This window comes from Micromonospora sp. CA-248260 (genome assembly GCF_050942205.1).
Classification (GTDB): Bacteria; Actinomycetota; Actinomycetes; order Mycobacteriales; family Micromonosporaceae; genus Micromonospora; species Micromonospora antibiotica.
On the sequence record NZ_CP192021.1, the window covers coordinates 5,530,446 to 5,556,197 of the forward strand.

The 25,752-nt window shown below is 72.6% G+C and carries 22 protein-coding genes and 2 pseudogenes; 3 read left to right on the forward strand and 21 right to left on the reverse strand.

The window, feature by feature from the left end:
* Window positions 1-24: 24 nt before the first annotated feature.
* From eboE to ACQP2H_RS23765, 12 genes are all read right to left on the reverse strand, one after another.
* Complete coding sequence (gene eboE / locus ACQP2H_RS23710; RefSeq protein ID WP_219464223.1) at window positions 25-1,233, reverse strand: metabolite traffic protein EboE; 1,209 nt, start codon at window positions 1,231-1,233, stop codon at window positions 25-27.
* A complete protein-coding gene (locus ACQP2H_RS23715; protein ID WP_208568834.1) occupies window positions 1,233-2,087 on the reverse strand; it encodes a TatD family hydrolase in 855 nt (284 codons plus the stop codon). Before ACQP2H_RS23715 ends, eboE begins: the two co-directional genes overlap by 1 nt.
* Window positions 2,088-2,690 (reverse strand): EboA domain-containing protein, encoded by a 603-nt coding sequence (locus ACQP2H_RS23720; protein ID WP_194821097.1) that lies wholly within the window; start codon window positions 2,688-2,690, stop codon window positions 2,088-2,090.
* 37 nt (window positions 2,691-2,727) lie between these two features.
* Window positions 2,728-3,720, reverse strand: a complete 993-nt coding sequence (locus ACQP2H_RS23725; RefSeq protein WP_433228929.1) for a sugar phosphate isomerase/epimerase family protein — start codon at window positions 3,718-3,720, stop codon at window positions 2,728-2,730.
* A complete protein-coding gene (locus ACQP2H_RS23730; RefSeq protein ID WP_219464227.1) occupies window positions 3,717-4,694 on the reverse strand; it encodes an SCO3242 family prenyltransferase in 978 nt (325 codons plus the stop codon). The genes ACQP2H_RS23725 and ACQP2H_RS23730 overlap by 4 nt, the downstream gene beginning before the upstream one ends.
* Entirely contained in the window at window positions 4,691-5,839 is a 1,149-nt protein-coding gene (locus tag ACQP2H_RS23735; RefSeq protein WP_219464228.1) for an inositol-3-phosphate synthase, read from the reverse strand. The genes ACQP2H_RS23730 and ACQP2H_RS23735 overlap by 4 nt, the downstream gene beginning before the upstream one ends.
* Before the next feature lie 468 nt (window positions 5,840-6,307).
* Window positions 6,308-7,483 (reverse strand): Gfo/Idh/MocA family protein, encoded by a 1,176-nt coding sequence (locus ACQP2H_RS23740; protein WP_374197575.1) that lies wholly within the window; start codon window positions 7,481-7,483, stop codon window positions 6,308-6,310.
* 53 nt (window positions 7,484-7,536) lie between these two features.
* Window positions 7,537-8,592, reverse strand: a complete 1,056-nt coding sequence (locus ACQP2H_RS23745) for a substrate-binding domain-containing protein (RefSeq protein ID WP_208568829.1) — start codon at window positions 8,590-8,592, stop codon at window positions 7,537-7,539.
* A gap of 110 nt (window positions 8,593-8,702) precedes the next feature.
* Window positions 8,703-9,824, reverse strand: coding sequence for an ABC transporter permease (locus tag ACQP2H_RS23750; RefSeq protein ID WP_219464232.1), 1,122 nt, complete (start codon window positions 9,822-9,824; stop codon window positions 8,703-8,705).
* Between the two features lie 31 nt (window positions 9,825-9,855).
* Window positions 9,856-11,445 (reverse strand): sugar ABC transporter ATP-binding protein, encoded by a 1,590-nt coding sequence (locus ACQP2H_RS23755; RefSeq protein WP_357535626.1) that lies wholly within the window; start codon window positions 11,443-11,445, stop codon window positions 9,856-9,858.
* On the reverse strand, window positions 11,442-12,620 hold the full coding sequence (locus ACQP2H_RS23760) for an ROK family transcriptional regulator (RefSeq protein WP_208568827.1): 1,179 nt from the start codon (window positions 12,618-12,620) through the stop codon (window positions 11,442-11,444). The genes ACQP2H_RS23755 and ACQP2H_RS23760 overlap by 4 nt, the downstream gene beginning before the upstream one ends.
* Window positions 12,621-13,037: 417 nt before the next feature.
* Window positions 13,038-14,147: a YihY/virulence factor BrkB family protein gene (locus ACQP2H_RS23765; RefSeq protein ID WP_357535628.1), complete on the reverse strand. Its 1,110-nt coding sequence runs from the start codon at window positions 14,145-14,147 to the stop codon at window positions 13,038-13,040.
* A 228-nt stretch (window positions 14,148-14,375) separates the two neighbouring features.
* On the opposite strand from ACQP2H_RS23765, the gene ACQP2H_RS23770 reads away from it, so the two are divergent.
* Both ACQP2H_RS23770 and ACQP2H_RS23775 read left to right on the forward strand, forming a co-directional pair.
* Window positions 14,376-14,708, forward strand: a complete 333-nt coding sequence (locus ACQP2H_RS23770) for a type II toxin-antitoxin system RelE/ParE family toxin (RefSeq protein WP_357535630.1) — start codon at window positions 14,376-14,378, stop codon at window positions 14,706-14,708.
* Window positions 14,708-15,022 (forward strand): helix-turn-helix domain-containing protein, encoded by a 315-nt coding sequence (locus ACQP2H_RS23775; protein ID WP_357535632.1) that lies wholly within the window; start codon window positions 14,708-14,710, stop codon window positions 15,020-15,022. Before ACQP2H_RS23770 ends, ACQP2H_RS23775 begins: the two co-directional genes overlap by 1 nt.
* Window positions 15,023-15,141: 119 nt before the next feature.
* On the opposite strand, the gene ACQP2H_RS23780 is transcribed toward ACQP2H_RS23775, so the two are convergent.
* Window positions 15,142-15,333 carry a DUF397 domain-containing protein gene (locus ACQP2H_RS23780; protein WP_357535634.1) on the reverse strand — a complete coding sequence of 64 codons (192 nt, stop codon included), beginning with the start codon at window positions 15,331-15,333 and terminating at the stop codon, window positions 15,142-15,144.
* The gene (locus ACQP2H_RS23785) at window positions 15,324-16,127 is read right to left on the reverse strand and encodes a helix-turn-helix domain-containing protein (RefSeq protein WP_433228935.1); all 804 of its coding nucleotides are present in this window, start codon (window positions 16,125-16,127) and stop codon (window positions 15,324-15,326) included. Before ACQP2H_RS23785 ends, ACQP2H_RS23780 begins: the two co-directional genes overlap by 10 nt.
* A gap of 289 nt (window positions 16,128-16,416) precedes the next feature.
* Here ACQP2H_RS23785 and ACQP2H_RS23790 point away from each other — a divergent pair, with 289 nt between their 5' ends.
* On the forward strand, window positions 16,417-16,662 hold the full coding sequence (locus ACQP2H_RS23790) for a flavin reductase (protein ID WP_357535638.1): 246 nt from the start codon (window positions 16,417-16,419) through the stop codon (window positions 16,660-16,662).
* A gap of 216 nt (window positions 16,663-16,878) precedes the next feature.
* Here the strand turns inward: ACQP2H_RS23790 and ACQP2H_RS23795 are convergent.
* From ACQP2H_RS23795 to ppdK, 7 genes and pseudogenes are all read right to left on the reverse strand, one after another.
* Window positions 16,879-17,337, reverse strand: a pseudogene (locus tag ACQP2H_RS23795) (hypothetical protein); the annotation flags it as partial.
* A 509-nt stretch (window positions 17,338-17,846) separates the two neighbouring features.
* A complete protein-coding gene (gene dnaG / locus ACQP2H_RS23800) occupies window positions 17,847-19,721 on the reverse strand; it encodes a DNA primase (RefSeq protein WP_363822611.1) in 1,875 nt (624 codons plus the stop codon).
* Window positions 19,722-19,807: 86 nt separating this feature from the next.
* A pseudogene (locus ACQP2H_RS23805) lies at window positions 19,808-20,121 on the reverse strand (BCCT family transporter); the annotation flags it as partial.
* 96 nt (window positions 20,122-20,217) lie between these two features.
* On the reverse strand, window positions 20,218-21,051 hold the full coding sequence (locus ACQP2H_RS23810; RefSeq protein WP_363822608.1) for a siderophore-interacting protein: 834 nt from the start codon (window positions 21,049-21,051) through the stop codon (window positions 20,218-20,220).
* 242 nt (window positions 21,052-21,293) lie between these two features.
* On the reverse strand, window positions 21,294-22,652 hold the full coding sequence (locus tag ACQP2H_RS23815; RefSeq protein WP_433228938.1) for a deoxyguanosinetriphosphate triphosphohydrolase family protein: 1,359 nt from the start codon (window positions 22,650-22,652) through the stop codon (window positions 21,294-21,296).
* Window position 22,653: 1 nt separating this feature from the next.
* Window positions 22,654-22,803, reverse strand: coding sequence for a hypothetical protein (locus tag ACQP2H_RS23820; RefSeq protein WP_357535644.1), 150 nt, complete (start codon window positions 22,801-22,803; stop codon window positions 22,654-22,656).
* Between the two features lie 154 nt (window positions 22,804-22,957).
* Window positions 22,958-25,741: a pyruvate, phosphate dikinase gene (gene ppdK / locus ACQP2H_RS23825; protein ID WP_433228941.1), complete on the reverse strand. Its 2,784-nt coding sequence runs from the start codon at window positions 25,739-25,741 to the stop codon at window positions 22,958-22,960.
* Window positions 25,742-25,752: the final 11 nt, after the last annotated feature.

Genomic DNA, 25,752 nt, shown 5'->3' on the forward strand with positions numbered 1-25,752 from the left:
CGGTGCCCGGTCGGTGACGCTCGCTCATCGTCGTACCCCCAGGGTCGTCGGGACGGCTCGCTCGGCCGGGGTGAGGCCGAGGGTGACCAGTTCGTCGCGGGCGAAGGCCAGCTCGGCGGCGATCCCGAGGGCCAGCTCCGCATCGGTGCGGGGACGCCGCGCCGCCGGCAGCACCCCCCACGTGTACGTCTCGACGTCCAGGTGGTCGCAGCCGGCCGTCGGGCCGGCGAGCAGCGCGGCCAGCGCGGTGCGCAGCACCGGCAGGGTGGAGGTCAACGGCGGCTCGGGCGGGGCGTGCAACGGCACGTGGTAGTGCACCCGCCACGCCCCGGGCAGCCGCGCGGCCAGCGCCTCATCCAGGTCGTCGGCCGCGTACCCCGGGTCGGCCGGGTCGGCGGCGTGGGCGCAGCCGGCGGTGCGGGTCTGGTGCAGGAACCTCGGCTCCACCCAGCGGCCCAGCGCCTCGGCGTCGGCGACCGGGTCGGCCGACTCCAGCGCGGCGGAGACCTGCACCTTGACCACCGGCAGCCCGGCGGAACGCAGCCGGGCCAGCGCTTCGACGGGCTCCTCCCAGGCGCAGGCGAGGTGGGCCAGGTCGAGACAGATCCCGAGGCGTTGCGGGTCGAGGTCGGCCAGCAGCGCGGCGGCCTGCCCGCTGCTCTCCACCACGCACCCCGGTTCCGGTTCGAAACCGACCCGCACCGGGCGGCCGGTGTCGCGTTCCACCTCGGCCAGGCCGGCGGTGAGCGCGTCGAGCCGGCGGCGGGCCGCCCCGGCGTGCGTCGGGTCCCAGGGCTGCCGCCAAGCCAGCGGCAGGGTGGAGATCGATCCCCTGGCGGCGTCGTCGGGGAGCAGGTCGGCCAGCACCCGGGCCAGGTCCAGGGTGTAGCGCAGCCGCTGCCCGGTGGTCCAGTCCGGGTGGTAGACCGCGCCCTTGACCACCGGGGCCTGGAAGGCCGCGTACGGGAAGCCGTTGAGGGTGACCACCTCCAGCCCCCGGTGGGTCAGTTCGGCGCGCAGCCGGCGACGGGCGGCCGGGTCGGCGGCCAGCTCGGCGGCGACGGGGGCGGCCAGCCACAGCCCCAGGCCGAGCAGGTCCGAGCCGAGCGCCTCGCGCACCGGCAGGGCGTACGTGTCGAGTTGGGCGAGGATGCCGGCGGTGTCCTCGGCGGGGTGCACGTTGGTGCAGTAGCCGAGGTGGACGGTGCTGCCGTCGGCGTGCCGCAGCCGCATCAGTCGCCGCCGCGCAGGATGGAGTTGCCCTCGAAGGTGCCGCTGGACGGGGTGTCCAGGTCGGTCAGGTCGAGCCGGCCGGACTGCCCGTAGAACTCCACCGGGTTGCGCCAGAGCACCAGGTCGACGTCGTCGTCGGTGAATCCGGCGGCCAGCATCGCCTCACCGGTGGCCCGGGTCAGCAGCGGGTCGGAGCGGCCCCAGTCGGCGGCCGAGTTGACCAGCATCCGCTCGGTGCCGTACGTGCGCAGCAGCTCCACCATCCGCGGCGGCGACATCTTGGTGTCCGGGTAGATGGAGAAACCGAGCCAGCAGCCGCTGTCGCGGGCCAGCTTCACGGTCACCTCGTTGAGGTGGTCCAGCGCCACCCGGCCCGGCGCGATGCCGCTCTCGGCGACCACCGCGAGGCTGCGTTCGACGCCGCGCGCCTTGTCCCGGTGCGGGGTGTGCACCAGGGCCGGCAGGTCGTGGTCGACGGCCAGCGCGAGCTGGGTGGCGAACGCCTCGTCCTCGGCCGGGGTCATGTCGTCGTAGCCGATCTCGCCGACCGCGACCACGGCGTCCTTCTCCAGGTAGCGGGGCAGCAGGTCGAGCACCGGGCGGCAGCGCGGGTCGTTGGCCTCCTTGGGGTTCAGCGCCACGGTAGCGTGGTGCCGGACGCCGAACTGGCCGGCCCGGAACGGCTCCCAGCCGATCAGCGAGTCGAAGTAGTCGGCGAAGGAGGCGGCGCTGGTGCGCGGCTGCCCCAGCCAGAAGGCCGGCTCGACCACGGCACGGACCCCGGCGGCGGCCATCCGCTCGTAGTCGTCGGTGGTCCGCGACGTCATGTGGATGTGCGGGTCGAAGATGCGCATTCACGCCTCCCTGATGGTGAGCCGGTCGAGCAGTGCGGTGGCGTCGGCGGGGAGCTGCCGACCGGCGGCGTGCCGTTCCGCCGCGAGCGCGGCGAGCATGGTGGCCAGTTCCCCGTCGGCCCGGTCGTCGAGGTCGGCGACGACGGCCAGCGGCACCCCGATGAAGACGCACTTGAGCACCGCCTGCCGCCAGGCGTCCGCCGCCAGGTGCCGGGCGTACGGGCCGAGCGCGGCGGCGACCAGCCGGGTGTCGTTGGTGCGGATCGCGTCGTGCAGCAGCGGCACCCCGGCGTCGCCGATCGGCAGCAGCGGCAGGGCCTTGAGTACGGCCCGCTTCTCGGCGGCGTCGCCGTACCGGTAGACCTCCTCGGCCTGCGCGGCGGCCTGGTCGGCGGGGAGCGCGGCCAGCAGCAGCGCCCGCGCCGCCTCGTCGGCGGTCCAGCCGGGGGCGCCGGGCAGGTCGTGCCGGCCGCACCGCCGGGCGGCGGCGGGAAAGTACCGTCCGACCGCGCCGGGCTCGGCCGCGACGCGGCGCAGTGCGGTCTCCAGCCAGTCGGGATCGGGTGCGCCCTCCAGCGCGGCCCGCAGTCGATCCGGTGTCATCCGTCTCCCCTCCCCAGGTGTGTGCGTCCGGCGGTGGTCAGTCCGCCCCGGTGGTGCCGGCGGGGGCGGGTGCCGCGCCCGCCGCGAGGCCGGCGTCCCGGGCGGCGGTACGCAGGAAGTCCAGCGACCGGGCCGCCACGGTGGGTGCGGCGTGCGAGTGCCGGGGCAACTCCACGGCGACCAGTCCCCGGTAGCCGGCGTCGGCCAGGGCGCGCAGCACCGGCGGGAAGTCGATCTCGCCGGTGCCGAACTCCAGGTGCTCGTGCACCCCCCGGCGCATGTCGTCGATCTGCACGTTGACCAGGTGCCCGGCGACCTGGCGCACACAGTCCGCCACGGTCGACGACTCCAGGCAGCGGCAGTGTCCGATGTCGAGGGTGATGCCGAAGCGGGCCGGCTCGCCGAGGGCCCGGTGCAGCCGACGCCAGCCGGCGATGTCCTCGACCAGCATTCCGGGCTCCGGTTCGAAGCCCAGGGTCACCCCGGCCCGGTCGGCGGCGGCGGTCACCGTCGCGCAGCCGGCGACCAGCCGGTCCCACGCGACCTCGGGGGCGACGTGACCGGGTCGGATGCCGGCCCAGAAGGAGACCGCCTCGGCACCGAGGTCCGCGCCGACGCGGACGGCCCGGTCCAGGAAGTCGATCCGGCCGGCCGGGTCGTCGTGCAGCAGCGTCGGGGCATGCTTGCGCCACGGGTCGAGCAGGTAGCGGGCACCGGTCTCGACCACCACGCCGAGACCGAGCGCGGCCAGCCGGTGCGCCACGGCGTCGACCCGGCGGGCCAGTCCCGGCGCGTACGGGTCGAGGTGGTCGTGGTCGAGGGTGAGCGCGACCCCCTCGTAGCCGAGGTCGGCCAGCACCGTCAGGGCGTCGTCGAGCCGGTGGTTGGCGAAGCCGTTGGTGCCGTAGCCGAACCGCAGCCGGTCCACCTCGCCGGCCGGCGGGCCGGCGGGGTCGGCCGGGCGGTCCGGGGCCGGGCTGCGGCGGGGCGTGTCGGCAGCGGTCGGCGGGACGGCGTCCGGGGCGGTCATGTCGGGGAGAGTTTCCGGGCCAGCCGGCCGCCCAGCGGCGCGGCGAGCGCGACCAGCGCGCCGACCAGCCCGGCACCGGCGCGGGCGGTGAGCGCACCCTGCAACGAGGGCAGCCCGGTGATGCCGGCCCCGACGGCGGCCCGGACCCGGCCGGCGGTGGGGTCGGCGGCCACCCGGGCCTGCGCGCCGCCGTACCGGGCGACGTACCAGCCGGCCAACGCCACCGGCAGCGCGCCGGCGAGTGACCGGCCGACCCCGACGGCACCGGTGCGGACGCCCGGTGCGCTACGACGGCCGGGCGCGTCGGTCGCCGCCGGCGCATCGTCCACGGGGGACGGCCGGCCGGCGGGACGGGGCGGGGTGGTGGCGCGGGGCAGGGTGGTGGCGGCCAGCGCGACCAGGGCGGTGCCGGCGAGGGTACGCCGGGGCAGCGCCGCGTCGGCCCCGGTCACCTCACGACGGGACAGGGCGGTGACCGTCCAGGTGTGCGCGGCGACGGTCAGCGCCGCCGGCAGCGCCCGGACCGGTCGGCCGGACGACGCGCCGAGCAGCACGTCCAGCCCCCGGCAGGCGGCCATCACGGCGGGACCGGCGGCGGTGTTCTTGGCCACCAGGTCGTACCCCCAGATGGTGGCGGCGAGCGGGAGCGCGACGGCGGTGGCCCGCCGGCCGCCCACGGCGGCGGCCAGGCCCAGGCCGGCGGCGGTGAGCCCGATGGCGACCCCGGCGGCGGCGGCCGGGGTGATCCGGCCGCTGGGGATCGGCCGTTCCGGGCGTTCCTCGGCGTCCAACCCCCGGTCGGCCCAGTCGTTGGCGGCCATCCCGGCCCAGTAGAGCAGGACCGACGCGCCGGCCAGCCCGGCGGTACGCGGGCCGAGCACCCCGGCCGCCGCCGCCCCGGCCACCAGGTCCCCCGGTACGGACAGTGCGGCCGGTGCCCGGACCAGCTCGGCCAGGTCGGCCACGCTGGTCACCCGGCACCCCCGGCGTGCAGCTCCCGGGTGAAGTCGACCAGCCGCTGCCACTGCTCGCTCAGCGAGTGGGTGGGTGCGTCGATCGGGTCCTTGAAGAAGAAGGCCAGCTCGGGCAGGGGGCCGACCCGGCCGGCGGCGTGCGCGGCGGCGGTGAGCCGGGCCAGGTCCAGCACCAGCGGGGCGGCCAGCGCGGAGTCGCAGCCGTGCCAGGTGAACTCCATCCGCATCCCGGTGCCGAGGAACCCGGCGAAGGTGATCAGGTCCCAGGCGGTCTTGAAGTCACCGAGGTCCTCGACGTAGTCGATCCGGGTGCCGCCCTGCGGCACGTAGCCCAGCGTCTCGCCGAGGACCCGCTGCTTGCTGTCCACCTTGGCGGCGTTGGCGCCCGGCTCGGCCAGGGTCGCCCCGTCGCCGCCACCGAGCAGGTTGACCCCGGACCAGGAGCGCACCGCGAGGTGACGCATCGCGAACATCGGGGCGAGCACCGACTTGACCAGGGTCTCCCCGGTCTTGCCGTCGTGCCCGGCGTACGGCAGGCCACGCTGCGCGGCGAGCGCGGCGAGCGCCGGCAGGCGCAGCCCGGTGGACGGGGTGAAGTCGACGTACGGGCAGCCCGCCTCGACGGCCGCGTAGGCGTACAGCGAGCTGGGCGGCAGCACCTCGTCGCCGCTGGCGAGGGCGGCCCGCAGGGCGTCCGGGTCGGCGTGGCCGGGGTGCGGTGACGGGGCCGGTTCGGTGGCCGAGACGTTGACCACCACCACCCGGTCGAGCCGGTGCCGGTCGCGGAACGCGGTCAGGTCGGCGGTGACCGCGGCGGCCCGGTCGGCCTGACTGCCGCCGGTCGGCGCGGGCCGCAGGTCCTCCTCGACGGCGGCCAGGTCGGCGGCGAGCGCGGCGGCCAGCCGGCCGGGCAGCACCCCGGCGGCGGCGAGCGCCTCGGCCCGTTTGGTCAGCGGCGTGGTGGCCACGTCGTGACCGCCGAAGACCAGGTCGGCGAAGGGGGGCAGGGCGGGTCCCCGCAGGTCGGGCAGTTCGGTGACGCAGCCGGTGGGGGCGGTGAGGCCGGCCCGTAGGGCGAGCCCGCCGACGATGCCGGTGGTCGCGACGGAACCGCGCGCTCCCACCAGCCAGACACCCGTACGCATGGTGCTCCTTCCGGATGGAACGTGCTCGGTTCGGTCGTGCCGGCGGGGCGCGGGGTGGCCCCGCCCGCCCGGTCGTGCGGGATGGCACCGGTGACGGCGTAGACGTCGGCGGCGTCGACGCCGTACCCGGTCCCGCACGGCGTGCGGGCGGGGCTGGCAGGCAGGGCCGGTTCGGCGTCTCGGCCCTGCCTCCCCGCATCCGGCCAACGGCGGCGGCGCGCCCTCGGCCGGACGAATGGGTGGTGATGAACCGGATTCCCCAGGGAACCCGAATCATACTTATCTATATTCCTACTGGCGGCCCTCCGGTGCGACCGGGGAATCCCGGTCCGGCCGCACCGGACGGCCATCGTGCGCGTGTCCCCGGGCCGGGTGGCCCGGGTGCGCGCCCTCCACTGCCGACCCCGGCCCGGCCGCGGGGCGCAACCGCGGCCGGTCCCTCGCCGGTCGACGGCGGAGGTGCCTGGGTCAGACGGCGAGCGCGGCCAGGGCCGGCTCGACGTCGGTCCACCGTGAACCGAGATCCGCCGAGCGGGTCACCGCGTCCAGCACCAGCTGGACCTGCAACGCGTCGGCGAACGACGGGGTCGGGTCGACACCGTTGGCGACCGCCTCGACGAAGTCGCGCATCTCGTGGGTGAAGGAGTGCTCGTAGCCGATGATGTGGCCCGGCGGCCACCACGCCGCCATGTACGGGTGTTCGGCCTCGGTGACCAGGATCCGGGTGAATCCCTGCTCGGTCGCCGGCCGGGAGGCGTCGTAGAACTCCAACTCGTTGAGGCGTTCCAGGTCGAACACCACCGAGCCGAGCGAACCGTTGATCTCCACCCGGAGGGCGTTCTTACGGCCCGTGGCGAACCGCGTCGCCTCGTACGTGGCCAGTGCCCCGTCGTCGAGCCGGGCCACGAAGATCGCGGCGTCGTCGACGGTGACCGTGCCGGTCGCCGTCGCGGTGCCGTCGACCTCGGCGGCCAGTCCGCTCGACGCACCCGGCAGCGGGCGCTCCTTGACGAACGTCTCGGTCACCGCGCTGACCCCGGTGATCCGTTGGCCGGTCACGAACTGGGTCAGGTCGATGATGTGCGCCCCGATGTCACCGAGGGCACCGGAGCCCGCCTTGTCCTTCTGCAGCCTCCAGACCAGGGGGAACTGCGGATCGACGATCCAGTCCTGGAGGTACGTCGCGCGGACGTGCCGGATCGTGCCGAGCCGGCCTTCGGCGACCAGTTGTCGCATCAGCGCGACGGCCGGCACCCGGCGGTAGTTGAACCCGCACATGGACCGGATCCCGGCGGCCCCGGCGGTGGCGGCGGCAGCGGTCATCGCCCGCGCCTCCTCCACCGTGTTGGCCAACGGTTTCTCGCAGATCACGTGCTTGCCGGCGGCGAGCGCGGCAAGGGCGATCTCGGCGTGGCTGTCACCTGGGGTGCAGATGTCGACCACGTCGATGTCGTCCGAGGCGACCAGGGCACGCCAGTCTGTGGTGTGCGTGTCCCAGCCCAGCCGGTCGGCTGCCTCGGCGACCTTCGCGGCGTCCCGGCCGCAGATCTGCGCCATCCGAACCCGGGCAGGCAGTTCGTACACCCGGTTCACGGTGCGCCACGCCTGTGAGTGCGCGGCGCCCATGAACGAGTATCCGATCATGCCGACCCGGAGTTCGCGGTGATGAGTGGACAAGGTGGGTCTCCCCCCGTGTATCAGAACCCGAGCTTGAGGTAGTTGCTCGCGTTCTCCTTGGTGATCGTCTCCGAGGCGAGGACGATCTCCTTGGGCACCTGGAGTTCCACCAGGTCGGACATGCCCTTGCCCTGGCCGATCAGGCGGGCCAGGGAGATGGCCGAGGAGGCCATCGACGGGCTGTAGGTCACGGTCGCCTTGAGCACCGTGTTGTCGGCCTGGATGTCCTCCATGGCCTTCTTCGAGCCGGCGCCGCCGACCATGAAGAACTCCTTGCGGTTGGCCTGGTTGACGGCGGCCAGGACACCGATGCCCTGGTCGTCGTCGTGGTTCCAGATCGCGTCGATCTTGGGCAGCGCCTGGAACAGGCCGGTGGCGGCCTGCTGGCCGGAGTCGGCGGTGAACTCCGCCGGCCGCCGGTTGGCCACCTTGAAGCCGGCCGTGGCGAGGGTGTCGGCGAAACCCTTGGACCGCTGCTGGGTCAGCTCCAGCGAGTCGATGCCGGGGATCTCGCCGATGACCGGGGCGCTGACACCCTTGGCCTTGAGCTGCGCCACGATGTAGTTCGCGGCGGCCACACCCATGCCGTAGTTGTCGCCCATGATCTGGAGCCGGTAGGCCAGCGCGTCCGGGAAGGCACGGTCCAGGTTGACCACCGGGATACCGGCCTTCATCGCCTCCAGGCCGAAGGCGTTGAGCTCCTTGCCGTCGTGCGGCAGCACCACGATGACGTCCGGCTTCTGGGCGACCAGGGTGGACAGCGCGGCCCGCTGGGCAGCCGCGTCCGCACCCGCCTCCACGGTCTTGAAGTCCACGTCGGAGTACGCCCCGGCCTGCGCCTTGGCGTTGTTGGTGATGGCGGCGATCCAGCCGTGGTCGGCGGCGGGGGCGGAGAAGCCGATGGTGACCTTCTTGCCGGGGGCGGCGTTGCCACCACCGGAGTTGTCGGCCGCCTTGGTCTGCGCCGCGGTCGGTGTGGACTCGTTGCTGGTGCAACCGGCGAGGAGCACACCGGCGCCGACCGCCGCACCGCCGAAGAGCAACCGGCGACGGGACAGGTCACGGGGCTGGGTCATGACGACCTCCTGAAATGACGGATGGTGGGGTGAAAAAGGTTGTGCTGATCCCGGCCACCGTCGGTGGCCGCCGGAATTGCGCTGGTGCGAAGGGGTAGGGACGTGCCCGGTCAGGCGGAGGTGGTGGCCTTGTTGCGGCCGAGGAACTGGGTGACGCTGCGGAACTGCACCTGCTGGATCAGGACGGCGCCGACGATGATGCCGCCCTTGACCATGTTCTGCGCCTCGGTGGACAGGCCGTTGATGGCGAAGAGGTTGGTGATGGTGGAGAAGATCAGCACCCCGAGCAGGGAGCCGACGATGGTGCCCCGGCCGCCGCTGAGCAGCGTGCCGCCGATGATGGCCGCGGCGATCGCGTCCAGCTCGTACAGGTTGGCCATGGCCGCCTGGGCGGAGTTGGCCTGCGCGGTCAGCATGATCGCGGCGATGCCGCAGCAGAGCCCGGACAGCGCGTACAGCAGCAGGGTGTGCCGCCGCACGTTGATCCCGGCGAGCCGGGCCGCCTCGGGGTTGCCGCCGACGGCGACCGTACGCCGGCCGAAGGTGGTCCGGTTGAGCAGCACCCAGCCGGCGGCGACCACGGCGGCCAGGATGTAGACCAGCAGCGGGATGCCGAGCAGGTCGGTGCTGGCGATGCCGTTGATGAAGGAGTTGTTCGACACCTGGGTCTGCTTGCCGGAGATCTGTGCGGCCAGGCCCCGGGCGGCGACCATCATGGCCAGCGTGGCGATGAACGCCACCAGCCGGCCGTAGGAGATGAGTATCCCGTTGACCACCCCGACCGCCGTGCCGACCACGATCGCGGTGAAGATCATGCCGCCGGCGCCGTAGCTCTGGGTGGCGAGCGTGGTCGCCCACACCCCGGCGAGGGCGACGATCGCGCCGACCGACAGGTCGATGCCGCCGCCGATGATCACGAAGGTCATCCCGACGGTGACCACCCCGACCACCGAGGCGAGCTTGAGGATGGTCAGCGTGTTGCCCCACACCCAGTCCGGGTCGGAGTAGAGGTCCCAGCGGGTCGCGGCGCCGATCACGACCAGCACCACCAGCACGCCGATCAGGCCGAGGTTACGCTTCGCGCCCTCACCCCCGTCGCCCTGCCAAAAGGACAACCCGCCCGTCCGCGGCTTCTCCTTGAGCGACGCCGTCACCGCCGGGTCGACCGGCGGGGACTGCGCCGGCAGGTCCGCCGGCCGGTCCGGTGTCGCGGTCCCGGTCGACTCACTCATGCCGTCACCTCGTTATGTCCACTGCGCTCGCTCATGCCGGCGCGCCTTCCATCAGAGACCCCGCCATGACGAGGTCGAGCACGGTGTTCTCGTCCAGTTCGCCGGCGGGCGCCTCGCGCACCATCCGGCCCTCGCGCATCACCAGCACCCGGTCGGCCAGACCGAGCACCTCGGGTACCTCGCTGGAGACCAGCAGCACGCCGACCCCCTGGGCGGCCAGGCCACGGATCACCCGGTACAGCTCGGCCCGGGCCCCCACGTCCACCCCCCGGGTCGGCTCGTCGAGCAGCAGCAGCCGGGTGTCGCCGAGCAGCCAGCGCCCAACCACCACCTTCTGCTGGTTGCCGCCGGACAGGGTGCGTACCGCCCGGCGCACGTCGTTGGGCCGGAGCTGGAGTTCGTCGGCGATCCGTTCCGCCTCGGCCCGCTCCCGCCCGGCGTTGGTGAAGCCGAGGCGGGCGTACCGGGAGAAGGTCGCCAGGGTGACGTTGCGGTGGATCGGCTCGCCGAGCAGCAACGCCTGACTCTTCCGCTCCTCCGGGGCCATGCCCATGCCGGCCCGTACCGCCGCGCCGACGCTGCCCGGCCGCAGGGTCCGGCCGCCCATCCGGACGGTGCCGGACTCGGCGCGGCGGGCCCCGTAGATCGTCTCCAGCAGCTCCGAGCGCCCGGAGCCGACCAGGCCGGCGATGCCGACGATCTCACCGGGACGGACGCTGAGCGAGACGTCGGCGAACTCGCCGGTGCGGCTCAGCCCCTCGACCCGCAGCAGCTCGTCACCGGCGGTCGGCGCGGTCGGGCGGTCCGGGAAGACGTACTCGATGTTCCGGCCGGTCATCCGGGCGACCAGGTCGCGGGTCGGGGTGTCGCGGGCCGGCAGGTTCGCCGCCGTGGTCCGGCCGTCCTTGAGTACGGTGACCCGGTCGCCGATCTCGCGGATCTCCTCCATCCGGTGCGAGATGTAGATGACCGCGATGCCCTGGGCGGTGAGTTCCCGGATGATCCGGAACAGGTTGTCGACCTCGTCGTGGGCCAGCACCGCGCTCGGCTCGTCCATGATGATCAGTCGGGCCTCGTGGGACAGCGCGCGGGCCATGCTGACCACCTGCTTGCCGGCGGCCGGCAACGCGCGCACCATCCGGCCGGGCGGGATCTCGCCGTGGCCGAGCCGGCTCAGGATCTCCCGGGTACGCCGGGCCATGTGGCCGCGCCGGACGAACCCGGCGACCTTGGGCTCGTGGCCGAGGAAGGCGTTCTCCGCGACCGAGAGGTCCTCGACCAGGTCGAGTTCCTGGTAGATGGTGGCGATGCCGGCGCGCATGGCGGCCTGCGGGTTGGCGAAGTGCACCGGCTCACCGCGCCACTGCACCTGGCCGGAGTCCGGCCGGTGCACCCCGGCGAGCACCTTGATCAGGGTCGACTTGCCGGCGCCGTTCTGCCCGAGCAGGCAGTGCACCTCACCGGCCCGCACCTCCAACTGCACGCCGTCGAGGGCGCGTACCCCGGGGAAGGTCTTGACCACGTCGGTCAGCCGGAGCACCACCTCACCGGCGACGGTGTCGGCGGGCGCCTCGACCAGCGGGCTGTTGTCCCCGGCGGCGGAGGTCGGTGCGTTGCTCATGATGCCTCCCCGAAGGCGACGTCGCTGGCGAGGACGGCCGCGCCGGCGACGCCGGCGCGCGGTCCCAGCTCGGACAGGACGACCGGCAGGTTGCCGGTGGCCAGCGGCAGCGACCGGCGGTAGACCACGCTGCGGATCTCGGCGAGCAGGATGTGCCCGAGGTGGGCCAGCCCGCCGCCGATGACGATCATCGAAGGGTTGGTGAAGCTGACCAGCCCGGCCAGCACCTGCCCGACCCGGCGACCCCCGTCGCGGATCAGCTGGATGCAGGTGACGTCACCCTCGATCGCCGCCTCGGCGACGTCGCGGGCGGAGACGGCACCCCGGGCGGCGAGCCGCTCGGCCAGCGCGGGCGAGGCGCCGGTACGCGCGGCGACGCCGGCCTCCCGGGCCAGGGCCGCTCCGCTGAAGAGCGCCTCCAGGCAACCGGCGTTGCCGCAGGAGCAGGTCGGCCCCCCGGCGTCGACCTGGATGTGCCCGATGTCCCCCGCGCACCCGTCGGTGCCCCGGTAGACGTCGCCGCTGAGGTAGATCCCACACCCTATTCCGGTGCCGATCTTGATGAAGAGGAAGTCGTCGACCGAGTGCGCCACCCCCCCGTGCCGCTCCCCGATCGCCATGATGTTGACGTCGTTGTCGACCACCGCCGGGCAGCCGTGCTCCCGGCTGAGCAGTTCGCGCACCGGGTAGCGGTCCCAGCCGGGCATGATCGGCGGCGACACCGGCAGCCCGTCGCGGAAGCTCACCGGCCCGGGGACCCCGACGCCGACGCCGTTGAGCCGCTCGTACGCCCCGTCCACCCGGGCCTTGTGCAGCAGGTCGTTGACCCGGTGCAGGATGGCCTTCGGACCGGAGCGGATGTCGGCCACCTCGGCGTACGCGGCGACCGGCTCCAGCCGCCCGTTGACCACCTCGACGTCGATCGAGCTGGCGCCCATGTCGACGGCGGCGAACCGGAGGTCGGGGTTCAGCTCGACCAGGGTGGAGCGACGGCCGCCCCGGGAGGCGGCCAGTCCGGCCTCGGCCACCAGGCCCAGCCCGACCAGGCGTTCCAACTCGGCGAGGAGCCGGGGACGGGGCATCTGCAACCGGTCACCCAGCTCGGCCCGGGACGCGGGCCCCTCGTCGCGGAGCAGCCGCAACAGCTGCACATGCAGGGGATCTGCCGCCCGCACGGGACTCACCTCCGTCTCAGGGTTCACATTGACGTCACGCCGATGTGTTGTGGTCGACACAGTAGGAGAGTTCCGAGGCGCATGTCCATACCTTCAGTCGTTCCGCCGGCAACTTTTGTCCGAAAGAACAAAAGCTACTAGTGGATCAAGAAAAGGTTGACAGACTGAGAAACATCCGCAACGACCTGCTACCACCACCGGGTGACCCTCGCACACCGGCCCCGCTCCGCGCGGCCGAAGCACTACCGGATCAGGCCGGCCGTGACAAGTGGCCACCCCGCCACGGAGACGCGGCGGGGTGCGGCAGGCGGGGCGGGGCGGCGTGGGGCAGGCGGGGCGGCGTGGGGTCGCCGGGGCAGGGGCGCGGCAGGTGCGGGGTGGGCGACGCAGGCTGGGCGGCGTGGGGTCGCCGGTGGGTCAGCGGCCGGGGGCGGCGTTGCGCTTCTTACGCAGCTTGCGGTCGTCGCGCAACTCGACGTACGGCTCCTCGTCGGGGTCGTGACCGGCGGAGATGGCCCGGCCCCGTTCCAGCTCGGCGTCGAACTCCGCACCGAGCAGGATCGCGATGTTGCTCAGCCAGAGCCAGACCAGGAAGATGATCACGCCGGCCAGCGCGCCGTAGGTCTTGTTGTAGGACCCGAAGTTGCTCACGTACAGGGCGAACAGGCCGGAGACGAGCAGCCAGAGCAGCACCGCCAGCACGCCGCCCGGGCTGACCCAGCGGAACCCGCCGTGCCGGGCGTTCGGCGACGCCCAGTAGAGGATCGCGAACATCAGGCTGACCAGCACCAGCAGCACCGGCCACTTGGCGATGTTCCACACCGTCAGCGCCGTGGAGCCGAGCCCGATCGCGTTGCCGACCTGCTCGGCGAGGCCGCCGGTGAAGACCACGATCACCGCGGCGGCGAGCAGCAGCACCCCGACCAGGGCGGTCACCCCGAGCCGGATGGGCAGGGTCTTCCACACCGGCCGCCCCTCCGGCACGTCGTAGATGCTGTTCGAGGCGCGCATGAACGCGCCCACGTAACCGGAGGCCGACCAGAAGGCGGCGACCAGACCGATGATCGCGGCGACGCTGGCCAGCCCACCGGACTGGCCGGCCTGGTCGATCGCGGTCTCGATGATGGTCCGGATGTTCTCCTCCGGCACCACCTGGCCGACCGTGTCCCGGACCCCGCTGGTGGCCCGCTCGCCGAGCAGACCGAGGATCGAGATCAGCACCAGCATCCCGGGGAAGATCGACAGCACCCCGTAGTAGGTCAACGCGGCGGCCCAGTCGGTCAGGCTGTCCTCCTGGAACTCCCGCCCGGTGCGCTTGAGCGCCGCCTTCCAGTCCGCCCGATGCAGGTCCGTGGGGCTGTCCGGGCCGTCGTCGGGACCGACCGGTCGGGTACGCGCGTCGGCCTCCCGCCGGTCACCGGGCAGCCGATCGCCCGACGGCCGGTCGTCGGACCGGTCCCGGCCGCGCCGCGCAGCGGTCACGGTGGCCGCGTCGTCGCGGTCGGCGTGGGTCTCGTCGGAGGCCATCGCCCCTCCTCGGGGATCTGCGGATGTCACCCTCCGACATGCCCCACCGACCCCGCCGACTAAACCGGCAGCACAGACCCGTCACCTCGCGGGCAGACGACGACCAATCCCAGACAGGGGCGCCTCGACCAGCCGCTCCGGCCAGGGTTCCCGATCATGGGATCGAACCCAGCCGCGTTGATCTGTGCGCACCCTGGTTCGACATCGCAAGTTTGCTATAGTTGGCAAGTGTCCCGGCCAGTCTTCTACCACCCTGAGGCCGGAACCGAGCTTCACGCCCTCCCCACCACCGAACAAGCAGCAATCGGTCACGCGGTCGAGAAGTTGGAAAGCCAGGGCGTGAGCCTCGGCTACCCCCACTCAAGCTCCATCAAGACTGCGAACGGCCTACGGGAACTGCGCCCACGTGGTGGACACAGCCGGTGGCGAGCCATCTACGGGCAGGCCGGCGCCGCGTTCATCGTCGGAGCAATCGGCCCTGAAGCCAGCGTCAACCAGCGAAGATTCAACCGAGCAGTGACAGCCGCAGAACAGAGGATCAAAGACATAGAGGACGCGTGATGAAGCTCTCCGACCTGAAAACCTCGCAGCAAGTCATCGACGAACGCCGCAAGGATCCGGCGTTCCGCGCCGAGTGGGACCGGACAGCATTCGCCCGCGACGTGGCTCTCCGCATCGTGAAGTACCGCGAAGACAACGGTCTCACGCAGACTGCCCTGGCGCGCATGGTGGGCATGACCCAGTCCGTCATTGCCCGCTTGGAGTCCGGCGACCAACCACCCTCCATCGCCACCCTGGCAAAGCTCTCCAAGGGAACCGACATGAGCTTCGACGTCAGGATCACCCATGGTGAGGTCGAGTTCATAGCCGCATAGAGTCTCGACCCCGGGGCGAGACTCTGTGTCGACCTTCCCTGCGTGGCAAGCGACACATCGACGTTTCGATCAAATCCACGAGGCGCCGCTACGGAGCACTGCGCCACGGATCGCCGCCGTTAAGGTCGGCCGCCCACCTGCGCCACGAAGGCACACCAGGCGCGCGGTCCGAAGGCCAGCACCGGCCCGTCCGGGTCCTTGGAATCACGTACGGCCACCACGCCGGCCAGGTTGTCGGCCACCTCGACGCAGTTGCCTCCCTGACCGTTGCTGCGGCTGCTCTTGCGCCACCGGGCGTCGCTCAGATCCATGTCTCCGCCACTTCTGCTATCAGTTCCAAGGACTGCTGCTGCGACAGTGCCTCACCACGGATCGATTCCCAGACCTCGACCATCTGCCGAAGATAATCGGAGCGGTCGACCACCTGCCCATGGAGCTGACCCTCCTGGTAGACGACATCCTCCCCGTGCGGCGAGGTGGCGATCACGAAGGGGCCATTGATCCCAGGGTACGCGCCGGCCGAAAACGGCACGACCTGCATTCGGACCCGAGGCAACGTGGATCCCGATTTCACCAGATGACGCAACTGCTCGCGCATCACCTCCGGTCCGCCGATCTGGCGACGCAGCACGCACTCATCGATGACGGCGGTGAGCAGTGGCGGCCGGTCCCGGGTGAGTATCACTTGGCGATCGAGGCGGGTCGTCACCTGCTGTTCGATCTCGTCGGTCGCGAACAGCCCACCTCCGGACAGCAGTGCATGAGCATAAGCCTCGGTCTGCAACAGGCCCGGCACGCAAAGCGGTTCGAACGTGCGCAGCGCCGTGGCTTCCTGCTCGATGCCAGCCCAGTCCCGAAACCAGGGCACCACGGTTTCTCGGCTGATCCGGCGTTGGATGCGTTCGAAGCGGCCGTCGGTGGTGAACACCGTGTCGCAGCGGCGCGCGAAGTCCAGGCTCGGCCGACGCTCGCAGGTCTCCACCTTGGCCACCAGCGCGCCCGAATAGCTCAGCGCCTCGGCCAGCGCCGCCTGGGACATGCCGTTGGCGGCCCGCACGAGCCGCAACTCCTCCGCGAAGTGGTCCAGCATGGACGAACGTTCCACCAGACAGCCTCCGTACATCCTCGTACCGTTCCGGGTCGACCGGTCCACGCCTGGGCCGTCGGCAGGTCGAACCTCCCACCGTAGTCGGATCATCAACAGAATGTCACTCAGCGGGACCGCTCCCGGGATCGGACGGTGGGCGGAACCAGGCCGGGAGCGTCCGTCGGTGTCGTCGGCGGGCGCTCCCCTCCACCAGTGACGGAGGCTCGACCATGCGCCAGACCAGCCGGCCCCGCTGCGGATTCCCGCGTCACCCCCACCCCCGCAGCGGTCGGCCAGGGGTGCGCTGATGCCCCGGTACCGCCCACATGTCGCGGCCCGTCCCTCCTGGCGTTGCCGGGTGTGCGGGGCGGCCTGGCCGTGCTCGCCGGCCCGGTTGGCGCTGCTCGGCGAGTACCGCGAGGATCGCACCGCCCTGCTGTTCTACCTGGGCACCCTGTTGGGCGAGGCGATGAGCGATCTCGCCACCCTGCACGACGGTGTCGCCCCACCCGACCTGACCGCACGCTTCGTGACCTGGGCAAGAGCCCGCTGACCCGGTCGGTATCGGTCCGCCTGGGTCGGCCTCGGTCGGTATCGGTCGGCCTCGGTCGGCCTGGCCGGTCACCACGATCTCGCCGCGCCGGGCTCGAACCGCACCGCCAACCCCGGCCCCCGCGACCATGATCGACTCAACGGGGCCGAGATGGCGGCATCCGTCTCGCGGCGACCACGCGACATGGCCGGAGTTGCGAGACGTACCCGCCGAGAGTCAGAGGTCGGCCGGGGCGGTGGCGGCGCGGGCGGCGGCGACCAGTTGGTCGGTCTCGGCGCGTACCCCGTCGGCGTCGACCGGGGTGCCGGGGTCGTAGCGGACCGTCCAGGTCAGACCGTCCGCCCCGGCCACCCGCCGGGCCGCGATCCGGCCCGAGCCGCCGGGCACCGGGTGCTGCTGGGTGTACGCCACCGAGCGGGTCACCCGCGCCCGCACCTGGTGCGGCAGGTCCCCCGGATCGAGCAGCAGGTACGTCTCGACGGGACCGTCGGCGACCACCAGGTAACCGTCCCGCTCGTCGATCGTCTCCGCCACCGTGACGGTCAGCTCCCGCCCGGACCAGACGGCCTTGAGGATGTCGTGCCAGCCCAGCCGCTCCGCCCGACCGGGCAGCCAGAGCCCGAGGTTGGTCGCCACCAGCACCCCGCCGCCACCAGAACCGGTACCGGCCGACGCACCGCCAACAGCCGACGCACCGCCAACGACCGACGCACCGCCAACGACCGACGGGCCGGTGCCAGCCGACGCACCGCCAACGACCGACGCACCGCCAACGACCGACGGGCCGGTGCCAGCCGACGCACCGCCAACGACCGACGCACCGCCAACGACCGACGGGCCGGTGCCAGCCGACGGGCCGGCGACAGCCGACGAGCCGGTGGCGACGGAAGACGTACCGTCAGCGGCAGGCACATCGTCGGCGGGCGGCGGGCCGGTGACAGCCGACGGGCCGGCAGTGACAGGCACACCGTCAGCGGCAGGCACATCGTCGGCGGGCGGCGGGCCGGTGACAGCCGACGGGCCGGCAGTGACAGGCACACCGTCAGCGGCAGGCACATCGTCGGTGGGCGGTGCGTCGTTGCTGCCGCCGTTGCCAGGGGCGGCCCAGGCCAGCACCCGCTCCCCGGCGGTCAGGGCGGGGCGGGCGGCGGCGGGCAGCTTGGGCTTGCGGCCGAACAGTCCCATCAGAGTCCTCCCGCGGCCTGCTCGCGCAAGGCCCGCGCATGCTGTTCCAGCGAGAGCAGTTCCCCGAAGAGGGCGAAATACTCGTCCTTCTGGTTGACCGGGTTGATCCGCTGGATCTTGGACTTCAGGTCGCGGATCCGGGCGGTCACCGAGCCCCACTGCAACTGGGCGAGGGTGCTGGAGACGTACCTCGGGTCGGGTTCGCCGTCGAGCCGCAGCGGCTCCACCGCCAGCTCACCGACGAGCGCCTGGGCGGCCAGGTCCTCGCAGGCGTCACGCACGGCACCGATCCACACCGCGCCGCCGGCCGCCACCGCCACCCCGCCGGCCGCCGCGATCGCCGTACGGACCGCGACGTGCACCGGGTGCCGGTACTCGGCGGCCTCGACGGCGTCGAACATCGGGCCGGCGAGGACCGGCTCCTGGAGGGCGAGTTTCAACGCCTCCCGCTCGACCATCGACTCCGGGCTGTCCACGGCGGGCGCGGCCGGACGGGTCCGACCCCGGGGCGGGGCGGTGGCCTCCCGTTCGCCGGGGGAGTTGGCGGCGGCCAGCACCGCCCGCTGCACCGGCTCGATCTCCATGCCGAGGTCACCGGCGAGCTTGCGGACGTACTCGGGACGCTTCTCCCGGTCCTTGATCTTGGCAACCAGGGGCGCGGCCCGGCGCATCGCCTCGACCCGGCCGTCCACCGTGTCCAGGTCGTAGCGGTTGATCACGTGGCGGAGGGCGAAGTCGACGAGCGGCTCGCGGCGGGCCACCAGGTCACGGATCGCCAGGTCGCCCTTTGCCAACCGCAGGTCGCACGGGTCCATGTTGTCGGGGCTGACCGCGATGAAGGTACGCCCGACGAAGCGCTGGTCGTCCTCGAAGGCACGCAGCGCGGCCTTCTGCCCGGCGGCGTCCCCGTCGAAGGTGAAGATCACCTCACCGGCCACCGCGTCGGTGTCGAGCAGCAGCCGGCGCAGTACGCCGATGTGGTCGGCGCCGAAGGCGGTGCCGCAGGTCGCCACGGCGGTCGGGACCCCGGCCAGGTGGCAGGCCATCACGTCGGTGTAACCCTCGACGACGACCACCCGGCCCTGCTTGGCGATCTCCCGTTTGGCCTGGTCGATGCCGTAGAGCACGTGCGACTTCTTATAGATCGGCGTCTCGGGGGTGTTGAGGTATTTCGGGCCGTCGTCGTCGTCGAAGAGTTTCCGCGCCCCGAAGCCGATCACGTCACCGGCGATGTCGCGGATCGGCCACATCAGCCGGCGACGGAACCGGTCGATCAGGGTGCCCGAGCGCGACGGCCGGGACAACCCACCGGTGACCAGCTCGTCATGGGTGAACCCCTGCTGACGCAGGTGCTTGGTGAGCAGGTCCCAGGCGTCCGGGGCGAAGCCGCACCCGTACCGCTGCGCGGCGGCCCGGTCGAAACCGCGCCGGGCCAGGAACTCCCGGGCCGGGCGGGCGCCGGCCGTGGTGAGCTGCGCCTGATAGAACTCCACGGCGGCGGCGTGCGCGGCCACCAGCCGCTGCTTCTGCCCCTGCTGCGGACGGGCCCGGGGCGCGGCCTGGTCACCCTCGACGTAGCGCAGCTGGATGCCGACCCGGTCGGCGAGCCGCTCGACGGACTCGACGAAGGTGAGATGCTCCGCGTCCATCAGGAACTTGATCGCGTCGCCACCGACGCCGCAACCGAAGCAGTAGAAGACGTTACGGGCCGGTGAGACGTTGAACGACGGGCTCTTCTCGTCGTGGAACGGACAGAGGCCCTTGAGGTTGCCACCACCTGCCGACTTGAGGGTCACCGTGTCCGAGATGACCTCGGCGATGGAGGCACGCTCGCGGACCAATGCGATGTCCTCGTCCCTGATCCGCCCAGCCATGCGGTGCCACCCCCTCGGCCCTCCATCCTGCCCTGCCGGACCGACGATCCGTCGGGCGGGGGACGGGCGGCTGGCGAACGCCCGGCTCAGCGGGGAGGACGGTGCAGCCAGTGGGTGACCGGGGGCGGGTTCTCCTCGTCGTACGACCGGGCGGCCCGCACGGCGGCGGACAGGCCGGACCGGCGTCCCCGGTCCGGGTGCGGGTTGACCGCCGGGTCCCGGACCATGTCACGCAGCAGCGCCACGGCGAGCCCGAGCATCACCACCACGAACGGCAGCGCCACCATGATGGTCGCCTGTTGCAGGGCGGCCAGGCCCCCGGCGAGCAGCAGCGCGGCGGCGACCGCCCCGATCAGCACCCCCAGAGCACCACGAGTACGCGGTGCGGGCGCAGTGCGCCCCCGAGGTGTGCTCAGGCCCCGTGGGCGGTACTCATCAGGCCCCCGTGGGCGGTACTCAGGCCCCGTGGGCGATGCTCAGGCCCCGTGGGCGGTGCTCAGGTCAGGACTTCGGCCTCCTCGGCCTCCACCTGGCGGTTCCAGTCGGGCTTGGTGGAGCGCCAGCCCTCGTCGTCCATGCCCTGCCGCCAGTAGCCGGAGATGGACAGGTCGGCCCGGGGCACGTTCCGCTCGACCCGCAGCAGCCGGCGCAGCTCCTTGACGAAGGTGGCCTCGCCGTGCACGAAGGCGTGCACCCGGCCGGGCGGGAACTCCAGCTCCCGAACCGCCGCGACCAGGGCCTCGCCGACCGGTCGGCCAGCCCGGTGCAGCCAGGTCAACGCCACCGCGCCGGGGCTGGGCAACGACTGCTCGTCGGCCGGGTCGGCGATCTCGACCAGGACGACCGCCGGGGCACCCTCGGGCAGCCGCTCCAACGCGGCGCCGATCGCCGGCAGGGCACTCTCGTCACCCACCAGCAGGTGCCAGTCCGCCGTCGGGTCCGGCGCGTACGCCCCGCCGGGGCCGGTGAACAGCACCTCGTCGCCGGGCCGCAGCCGCGCCGCCCAGGGCCCGGCCAGCCCCTCGTCGCCGTGGTGCACCACGTCGATGGTCAGCTCGCCGGCCGCCGCGTCCCAGGCCCGCACGGTGTACGCGCGCAGCCGGGGCCATTGCTCCCGGGGCAGCTCCTGCTTGATCGCCGTCAGGTCCAGCGGCCTCGGCAGGTCCACCCCCTCGGGCGGAAAGACCAGCTTGACGTAGTGGTCGGTGAACTCCCCCACCGGCAGCCCGGTCAACTCCTCCCCACCGAGAACGAGTCGGACCAGGTGCGGGGTGGGCCGCCCGACCCGCACCACCCGCGCCGCAGTAACCATCTTGGAGCGCTCCGCCATAAAACTAAGGCTACCCTAACTCCCCCACCCCCTCTCCCCCACCCCTCCGCCCCGCCCCTCGATCCGGTGATCAAGAGGTTTGCGTCACCCTCCCCGGTGATCAAGAGGTTTGCGTCAATCCAGCGATCAACTTTGACGTAAACCTCTTGATCAACTGACGCAAAGCTCTTGATCACCGGATCGAGGGGCGGGAGCGGGGGAGCGGAGGGCGGGAGCGGGGGGCGGGAGCGGGGCAGCGGGTTTCAGGTGAGGTGGGTGTGCCAGGTCAGGGCGGCGGGGTCGGTGAGGGAGGCGACCTGGTCGATGATGACGCGTAGGCGGGCCGGGTCGTCTCCGGCCTGCCGCCAGAGGGGGGCGAAGACCGGGTCGAGGGCGTCCGGGGCGCGGTCGACGAGCACGGTGACCAGTTCGGTGAGGACGTCCCGCTGACGGTCGTAGCGGGTGCGGGCGTCCGGGCGGCACATCACGTACCGCCAGGCGATGCCCTTGAGTAGGGCACACTGCGCCCTGATCCGGCGCGGCACGACCAGGTCGGCGGCGTAGCGGTGGTGCGGGCCGGGGCCGAAGCGGTCCCGGGTCGCCCCGACCACGGTCGCCACGAACCGGCCGGTGAGCACGCTGGTGGTGGCCTTGAGGGCGACCTGCGCCCGGTGGCTGCCGTCGTACCCGGCCAACGGGGTGAGCACCGGGTCGGCGAGCAACTCGACAAGCACCCCGCCGAGGTCGTCCGGGGACTCCCCGGAGTAGACGGCGGCCACGTCGACGCAGAGCGCGGCGCGTTCGTCCGGGTCGTTCAGGAGGGGACGCAACGAGACGTACCCGCCGTGGATGCCGTCCTCGACGTCGTGCACCGAGTACGCCACGTCGTCGGCCCAGTCCATCACCTGCGCCTCCAGGCACCGGCGGGCCCCAGCGAACGGGTCGACGGCAGGCCGGCCACGCCGATCGGCACCAGACCCCACAGCAAGCGGGTCGGCAGCAGCCGGGCCGACGGCCAGCGGGTCGGCAGCAGCCGGGTCGACGGCAGACGTGGCGGGGGTGCCGGCGCGTAGCCAGTCGAAGACCGGGCGGTCGTCGCCGTACGCGCCGAACTTGCGCAGCCCGGGGCGGCGGGGCCACGGGTACTTGCTGACCGCGTCGAGCGCGGCCCGGGTGAGGTTGAGCCCCGCAGGGCTGCCGTCCGGGGCGAGGACCTTGGCCTCCAGCCGGGTGAGCACCCGCAGCGTCTGCGCGTTGCCCTCGAAGCCGCCGCAGGACGCGGCGAGCCCGTCCAGGGTGTCCTCGCCGTTGTGCCCGAAGGGCGGGTGCCCGAGGTCGTGGGCCAGCCCGGCGGTGTCCACCAGATCCGGGTCGCAGCCGAGGCGGGCACCCATCTCCCGGGCGATCTGGGCCACCTCCAGCGAATGGGTCAGCCGGGTACGCAGGAAGTCGTCGGTCCCGGCGACGTGCACCTGGGTCTTCGCGGCGAGCCGACGGAACGCCGCCGAGTGCAGCACCCGGGCCCGGTCCCGCTCGTACGGGGACCGGCCGTGGCCGGTGTCCTTGGGCGTCTCCTCGACCCACCGTTGCGCGTCGGCCGGGTGCCCGTCGACTGTGGGCATCTCAGCCCCGCCGGGGCTCGTCGTCGCCGGACAGGGCCGGCCCGGACACGCCGGACAGGGCCGGCCCGAACGCAACCGGCCCGAACGCGCCGGGCGCGACCGGCCCGAACACGCAGGTCCCGGGTCGGCCGGCATCGACGGTGGCGCTCATCCGGTCACCCCTTCACGGTCGTACCCCATGGTCGCGGGAGCCCAGGTTACGCCGCACCGCGCCGGGGGCGCGCGCACCGGGAACCCCGCGACCCGGCCGGGCACCGACGCCGCGCGACGCCCACCGGCGGCGGGCCGGTGGGCGTCGCGGGCGGTCAGCGGCTGTCGGAGCCGGTCGTCTCGATGGCGGCCCGGCCGGCCTCCAGCCGGGCGACCGGCACCCGGAACGGCGAGCAGGAGACGTAGTCAAGCCCCACCTCGTGGAAGAAGTGCACCGAGTCGGGGTCGCCGCCGTGTTCGCCGCAGACGCCGAGCTTCAGCCCGGGGCGGGCGGCCCGCCCCTCCTCGGCGGCGATCCGGATGAGCCGGCCGACCCCGTCGCGGTCGATCGACTCGAACGGGGAGATGCCGAAGATGCCCAGTTCCAGGTAGCGCCAGAAGAATGCGCCTTCGACGTCGTCGCGGGAGAAACCCCAGCCCATCTGGGTGAGGTCGTTGGTGCCGAAGGAGAAGAACTGGGCCGCCTCGGCGATCTGGCCGGCGGTCAACGCCGCCCGGGGTACCTCGATCATGGTGCCGATCAGCACCTCGACCCCGCTGTCCCCGACCACCTCGGCGATGATCTTCTCGGCTTCGGCGCGTACCGTCTCGAGCTCCTGGACGGCGCCGACCAGCGGGACCATGATCTCCGGGCAGGCCGCGCCGCCGTCGCGGGTGACCGCGACGGCCGCCTCGGCGATCGCGCGGACCTGCATCGCGAACAGGCCGGGGATGACCAGGCCGAGGCGCACGCCGCGCAGGCCGAGCATCGGGTTCTCCTCGTGCATCCGCCGGACGGCGGCGAGCAGCGCCTCCTCCTTGGCGACGTCCTCGCCGCGTTCCTGGGCGACGGCGACGTTGACCGCGAGCTGTTCCAGCGGGGGCAGGAACTCGTGCAGCGGCGGGTCGATCAGCCGGACGGTGACGGGGAGCCCGGCCATCTCGCGGAAGATCTCCACGAAGTCCTGGCGCTGCAGGGGCAGCAGAGCGGCGAGGGCGTCGGTGCGGTCGGTGTCGGTGGCGGCGAGGATCAGGCGTTCGACCAGTTCCCGCCGGTCGCCGAGGAACATGTGCTCGGTGCGGCACAGGCCGATGCCCTCGGCACCGAACCGCCGGGCGCGGGCCGCGTCCGCCCCGGTGTCGGCGTTCGTCCGCACCGCCAGCCGCCGCCGTGCGTCGGCGTGCGTCATGATCCGGTGTACGGCCCGGACCAGCGCGTTGTCGACGTGCGCCGGGTCGAGGCTGCCCTCGAAGTACTGGACCACCTCGGACGGCACGACCGGCACCTCGCCCAGGTAGACCTTGCCGGTGGTGCCGTCGATGGAGACGACGTCGCCCTCGGAGACGGTGCGCCCGCCGACGGTGAACCGCTTCGCCGGCACGTTGACCTCGATCTCGTCGGCCCCGGAGACGCAGGTCTTGCCCATCCCCCGGGCCACCACGGCGGCGTGGCTGGTCTTGCCGCCGCGCGAGGTGAGGATGCCCTGGGCGGCGATCATGCCGTTGAGGTCGTCGGGGTTGGTCTCCCGGCGGACCAGGATCACCGCCTTGCCCTCGGCGGCCAGCTCGACGGCGCGGGCGGAGGTGAAGACCACCGCGCCGGACGCGGCACCCGGGGAGGCCCCGATGCCCCGGGCGACCGGCGGGACGTCGTGGTCGAGCTGGAAGCGGGGGAACATCAGCTGGGCGAGCTGCGCGCCGTTGACCCGGTGCAGCGCCTCGTCGAGGTCGATCAGGCCCTCGTCGACGAGCTGCCCGGCGATGACGAACGCGGCGGCGGCGGTGCGCTTGCCCACCCGGGTCTGGAGCATCCAGAGCTTGCCCCGCTCGATGGTGAACTCGATGTCGCAGAGATCCTGGTAGTGCCCTTCCAGCCGGGCCATGATGTCGAGCAGCTGGTCGTAGGAGGTCTTGTCGAGCCGTTCCAGTTCCTGCAACGGCACGGTGTTGCGGATGCCCGCGACGACGTCCTCACCCTGGGCGTTGGCCAGGTAGTCGCCGTAGATGCCCTGCGCGCCGCTGCCCGGGTCGCGGGTGAAGGCGACACCGGTGCCGGAGTCGGGGCCGAGGTTGCCGAAGACCATGGCCACCACGTTGACGGCGGTGCCGAGGTCGGCCGGGATGCGTTCCTGGCGGCGGTAGAGGATCGCCCGCTCGGCGTTCCACGACTCGAAGACCGCCCGGATGGCCAGGTCGAGCTGCTCGCGCGGCTCCTGCGGGAACTCCCGCCCGGTGTGCTCGGCAAAGATCTTCTTGTACGTCTCGACCAGCCCGCGCAGGTCGTCGGCGTCCAGGTCGAGGTCGTCGTGGGTGCCCTTGGCCCGCTTGGCCTCGTCGAGGGCGTGTTCGAACTCCTCGCCCGGTACCTCGCAGACGGTCTTGCCGAACATCTGGATCAGCCGGCGGTAGGAGTCCCAGGCGAACCGGTCGTTGCCGCCGGAGGCGGTCGGGTCCGCGTTGCCGCCGGAGGCGGTCGGGTCCGCGTTGCCGCCGGAGGCGGTCGGGTCCGCGCTGCCGCCGGCCTGGCGGGCGAGTCCTACGACGCTGCGGTCGTTGAGGCCGACGTTGAGGACGGTCTCCATCATGCCGGGCATCGAGAACCGGGCACCGGAGCGTACCGAGACCAGCAGTGGGTCGTCCGGGTCACCGAGACGACGCCCCATCTCCCGTTCCAGGGCTTGCAGGTGGGCCTCGATCTGGCCGGCCAGCCCGTCCGGCTCCCGCCCGGTCGCCAGGTACGCCTGGCACGCCCCGGTGGTGATGGTGAAACCGGGCGGCACCGGCAGGCCGAGATTGGTCATCTCGGCGAGATTGGCGCCCTTTCCACCGAGCAGGTCCTTGAGATCCTTGTTGCCCTCGGCGAAGTCGTAGACGTACTTGTCCGTCTCGTGCGCTGTCACCAGAAGCCTCC

Excerpts from the sequence above, each read along its gene's own strand:
- eboE (WP_219464223.1), bottom strand. The coding sequence starts at position 1,233 with ATGCGGCTGCGGCACGCCGACGGCAGCACCGTCCACCTCGGCTACTGC.
- ACQP2H_RS23715 (WP_208568834.1), bottom strand. The coding sequence starts at position 2,087 with ATGCGCATCTTCGACCCGCACATCCACATGACGTCGCGGACCACCGAC.
- ACQP2H_RS23720 (WP_194821097.1), bottom strand. The coding sequence starts at position 2,690 with ATGACACCGGATCGACTGCGGGCCGCGCTGGAGGGCGCACCCGATCCC.
- ACQP2H_RS23725 (WP_433228929.1), bottom strand. The coding sequence starts at position 3,720 with ATGACCGCCCCGGACGCCGTCCCGCCGACCGCTGCCGACACGCCCCGC.
- ACQP2H_RS23735 (WP_219464228.1), bottom strand. The coding sequence starts at position 5,839 with ATGCGTACGGGTGTCTGGCTGGTGGGAGCGCGCGGTTCCGTCGCGACC.
- ACQP2H_RS23740 (WP_374197575.1), bottom strand. The coding sequence starts at position 7,483 with ATGATCGGATACTCGTTCATGGGCGCCGCGCACTCACAGGCGTGGCGC.
- ACQP2H_RS23745 (WP_208568829.1), bottom strand. The coding sequence starts at position 8,592 with ATGACCCAGCCCCGTGACCTGTCCCGTCGCCGGTTGCTCTTCGGCGGT.
- ACQP2H_RS23750 (WP_219464232.1), bottom strand. The coding sequence starts at position 9,824 with ATGAGTGAGTCGACCGGGACCGCGACACCGGACCGGCCGGCGGACCTG.
- ACQP2H_RS23755 (WP_357535626.1), bottom strand. The coding sequence starts at position 11,445 with ATGAGCAACGCACCGACCTCCGCCGCCGGGGACAACAGCCCGCTGGTC.
- ACQP2H_RS23765 (WP_357535628.1), bottom strand. The coding sequence starts at position 14,147 with ATGGCCTCCGACGAGACCCACGCCGACCGCGACGACGCGGCCACCGTG.
- ACQP2H_RS23775 (WP_357535632.1), top strand. The coding sequence starts at position 14,708 with ATGAAGCTCTCCGACCTGAAAACCTCGCAGCAAGTCATCGACGAACGC.
- ACQP2H_RS23780 (WP_357535634.1), bottom strand. The coding sequence starts at position 15,333 with ATGGATCTGAGCGACGCCCGGTGGCGCAAGAGCAGCCGCAGCAACGGT.
- ACQP2H_RS23790 (WP_357535638.1), top strand. The coding sequence starts at position 16,417 with ATGCCCCGGTACCGCCCACATGTCGCGGCCCGTCCCTCCTGGCGTTGC.
- dnaG (WP_363822611.1), bottom strand. The coding sequence starts at position 19,721 with ATGGCTGGGCGGATCAGGGACGAGGACATCGCATTGGTCCGCGAGCGT.
- ACQP2H_RS23810 (WP_363822608.1), bottom strand. The coding sequence starts at position 21,051 with ATGGCGGAGCGCTCCAAGATGGTTACTGCGGCGCGGGTGGTGCGGGTC.
- ACQP2H_RS23815 (WP_433228938.1), bottom strand. The coding sequence starts at position 22,652 with ATGCCCACAGTCGACGGGCACCCGGCCGACGCGCAACGGTGGGTCGAG.
- ACQP2H_RS23820 (WP_357535644.1), bottom strand. The coding sequence starts at position 22,803 with ATGAGCGCCACCGTCGATGCCGGCCGACCCGGGACCTGCGTGTTCGGG.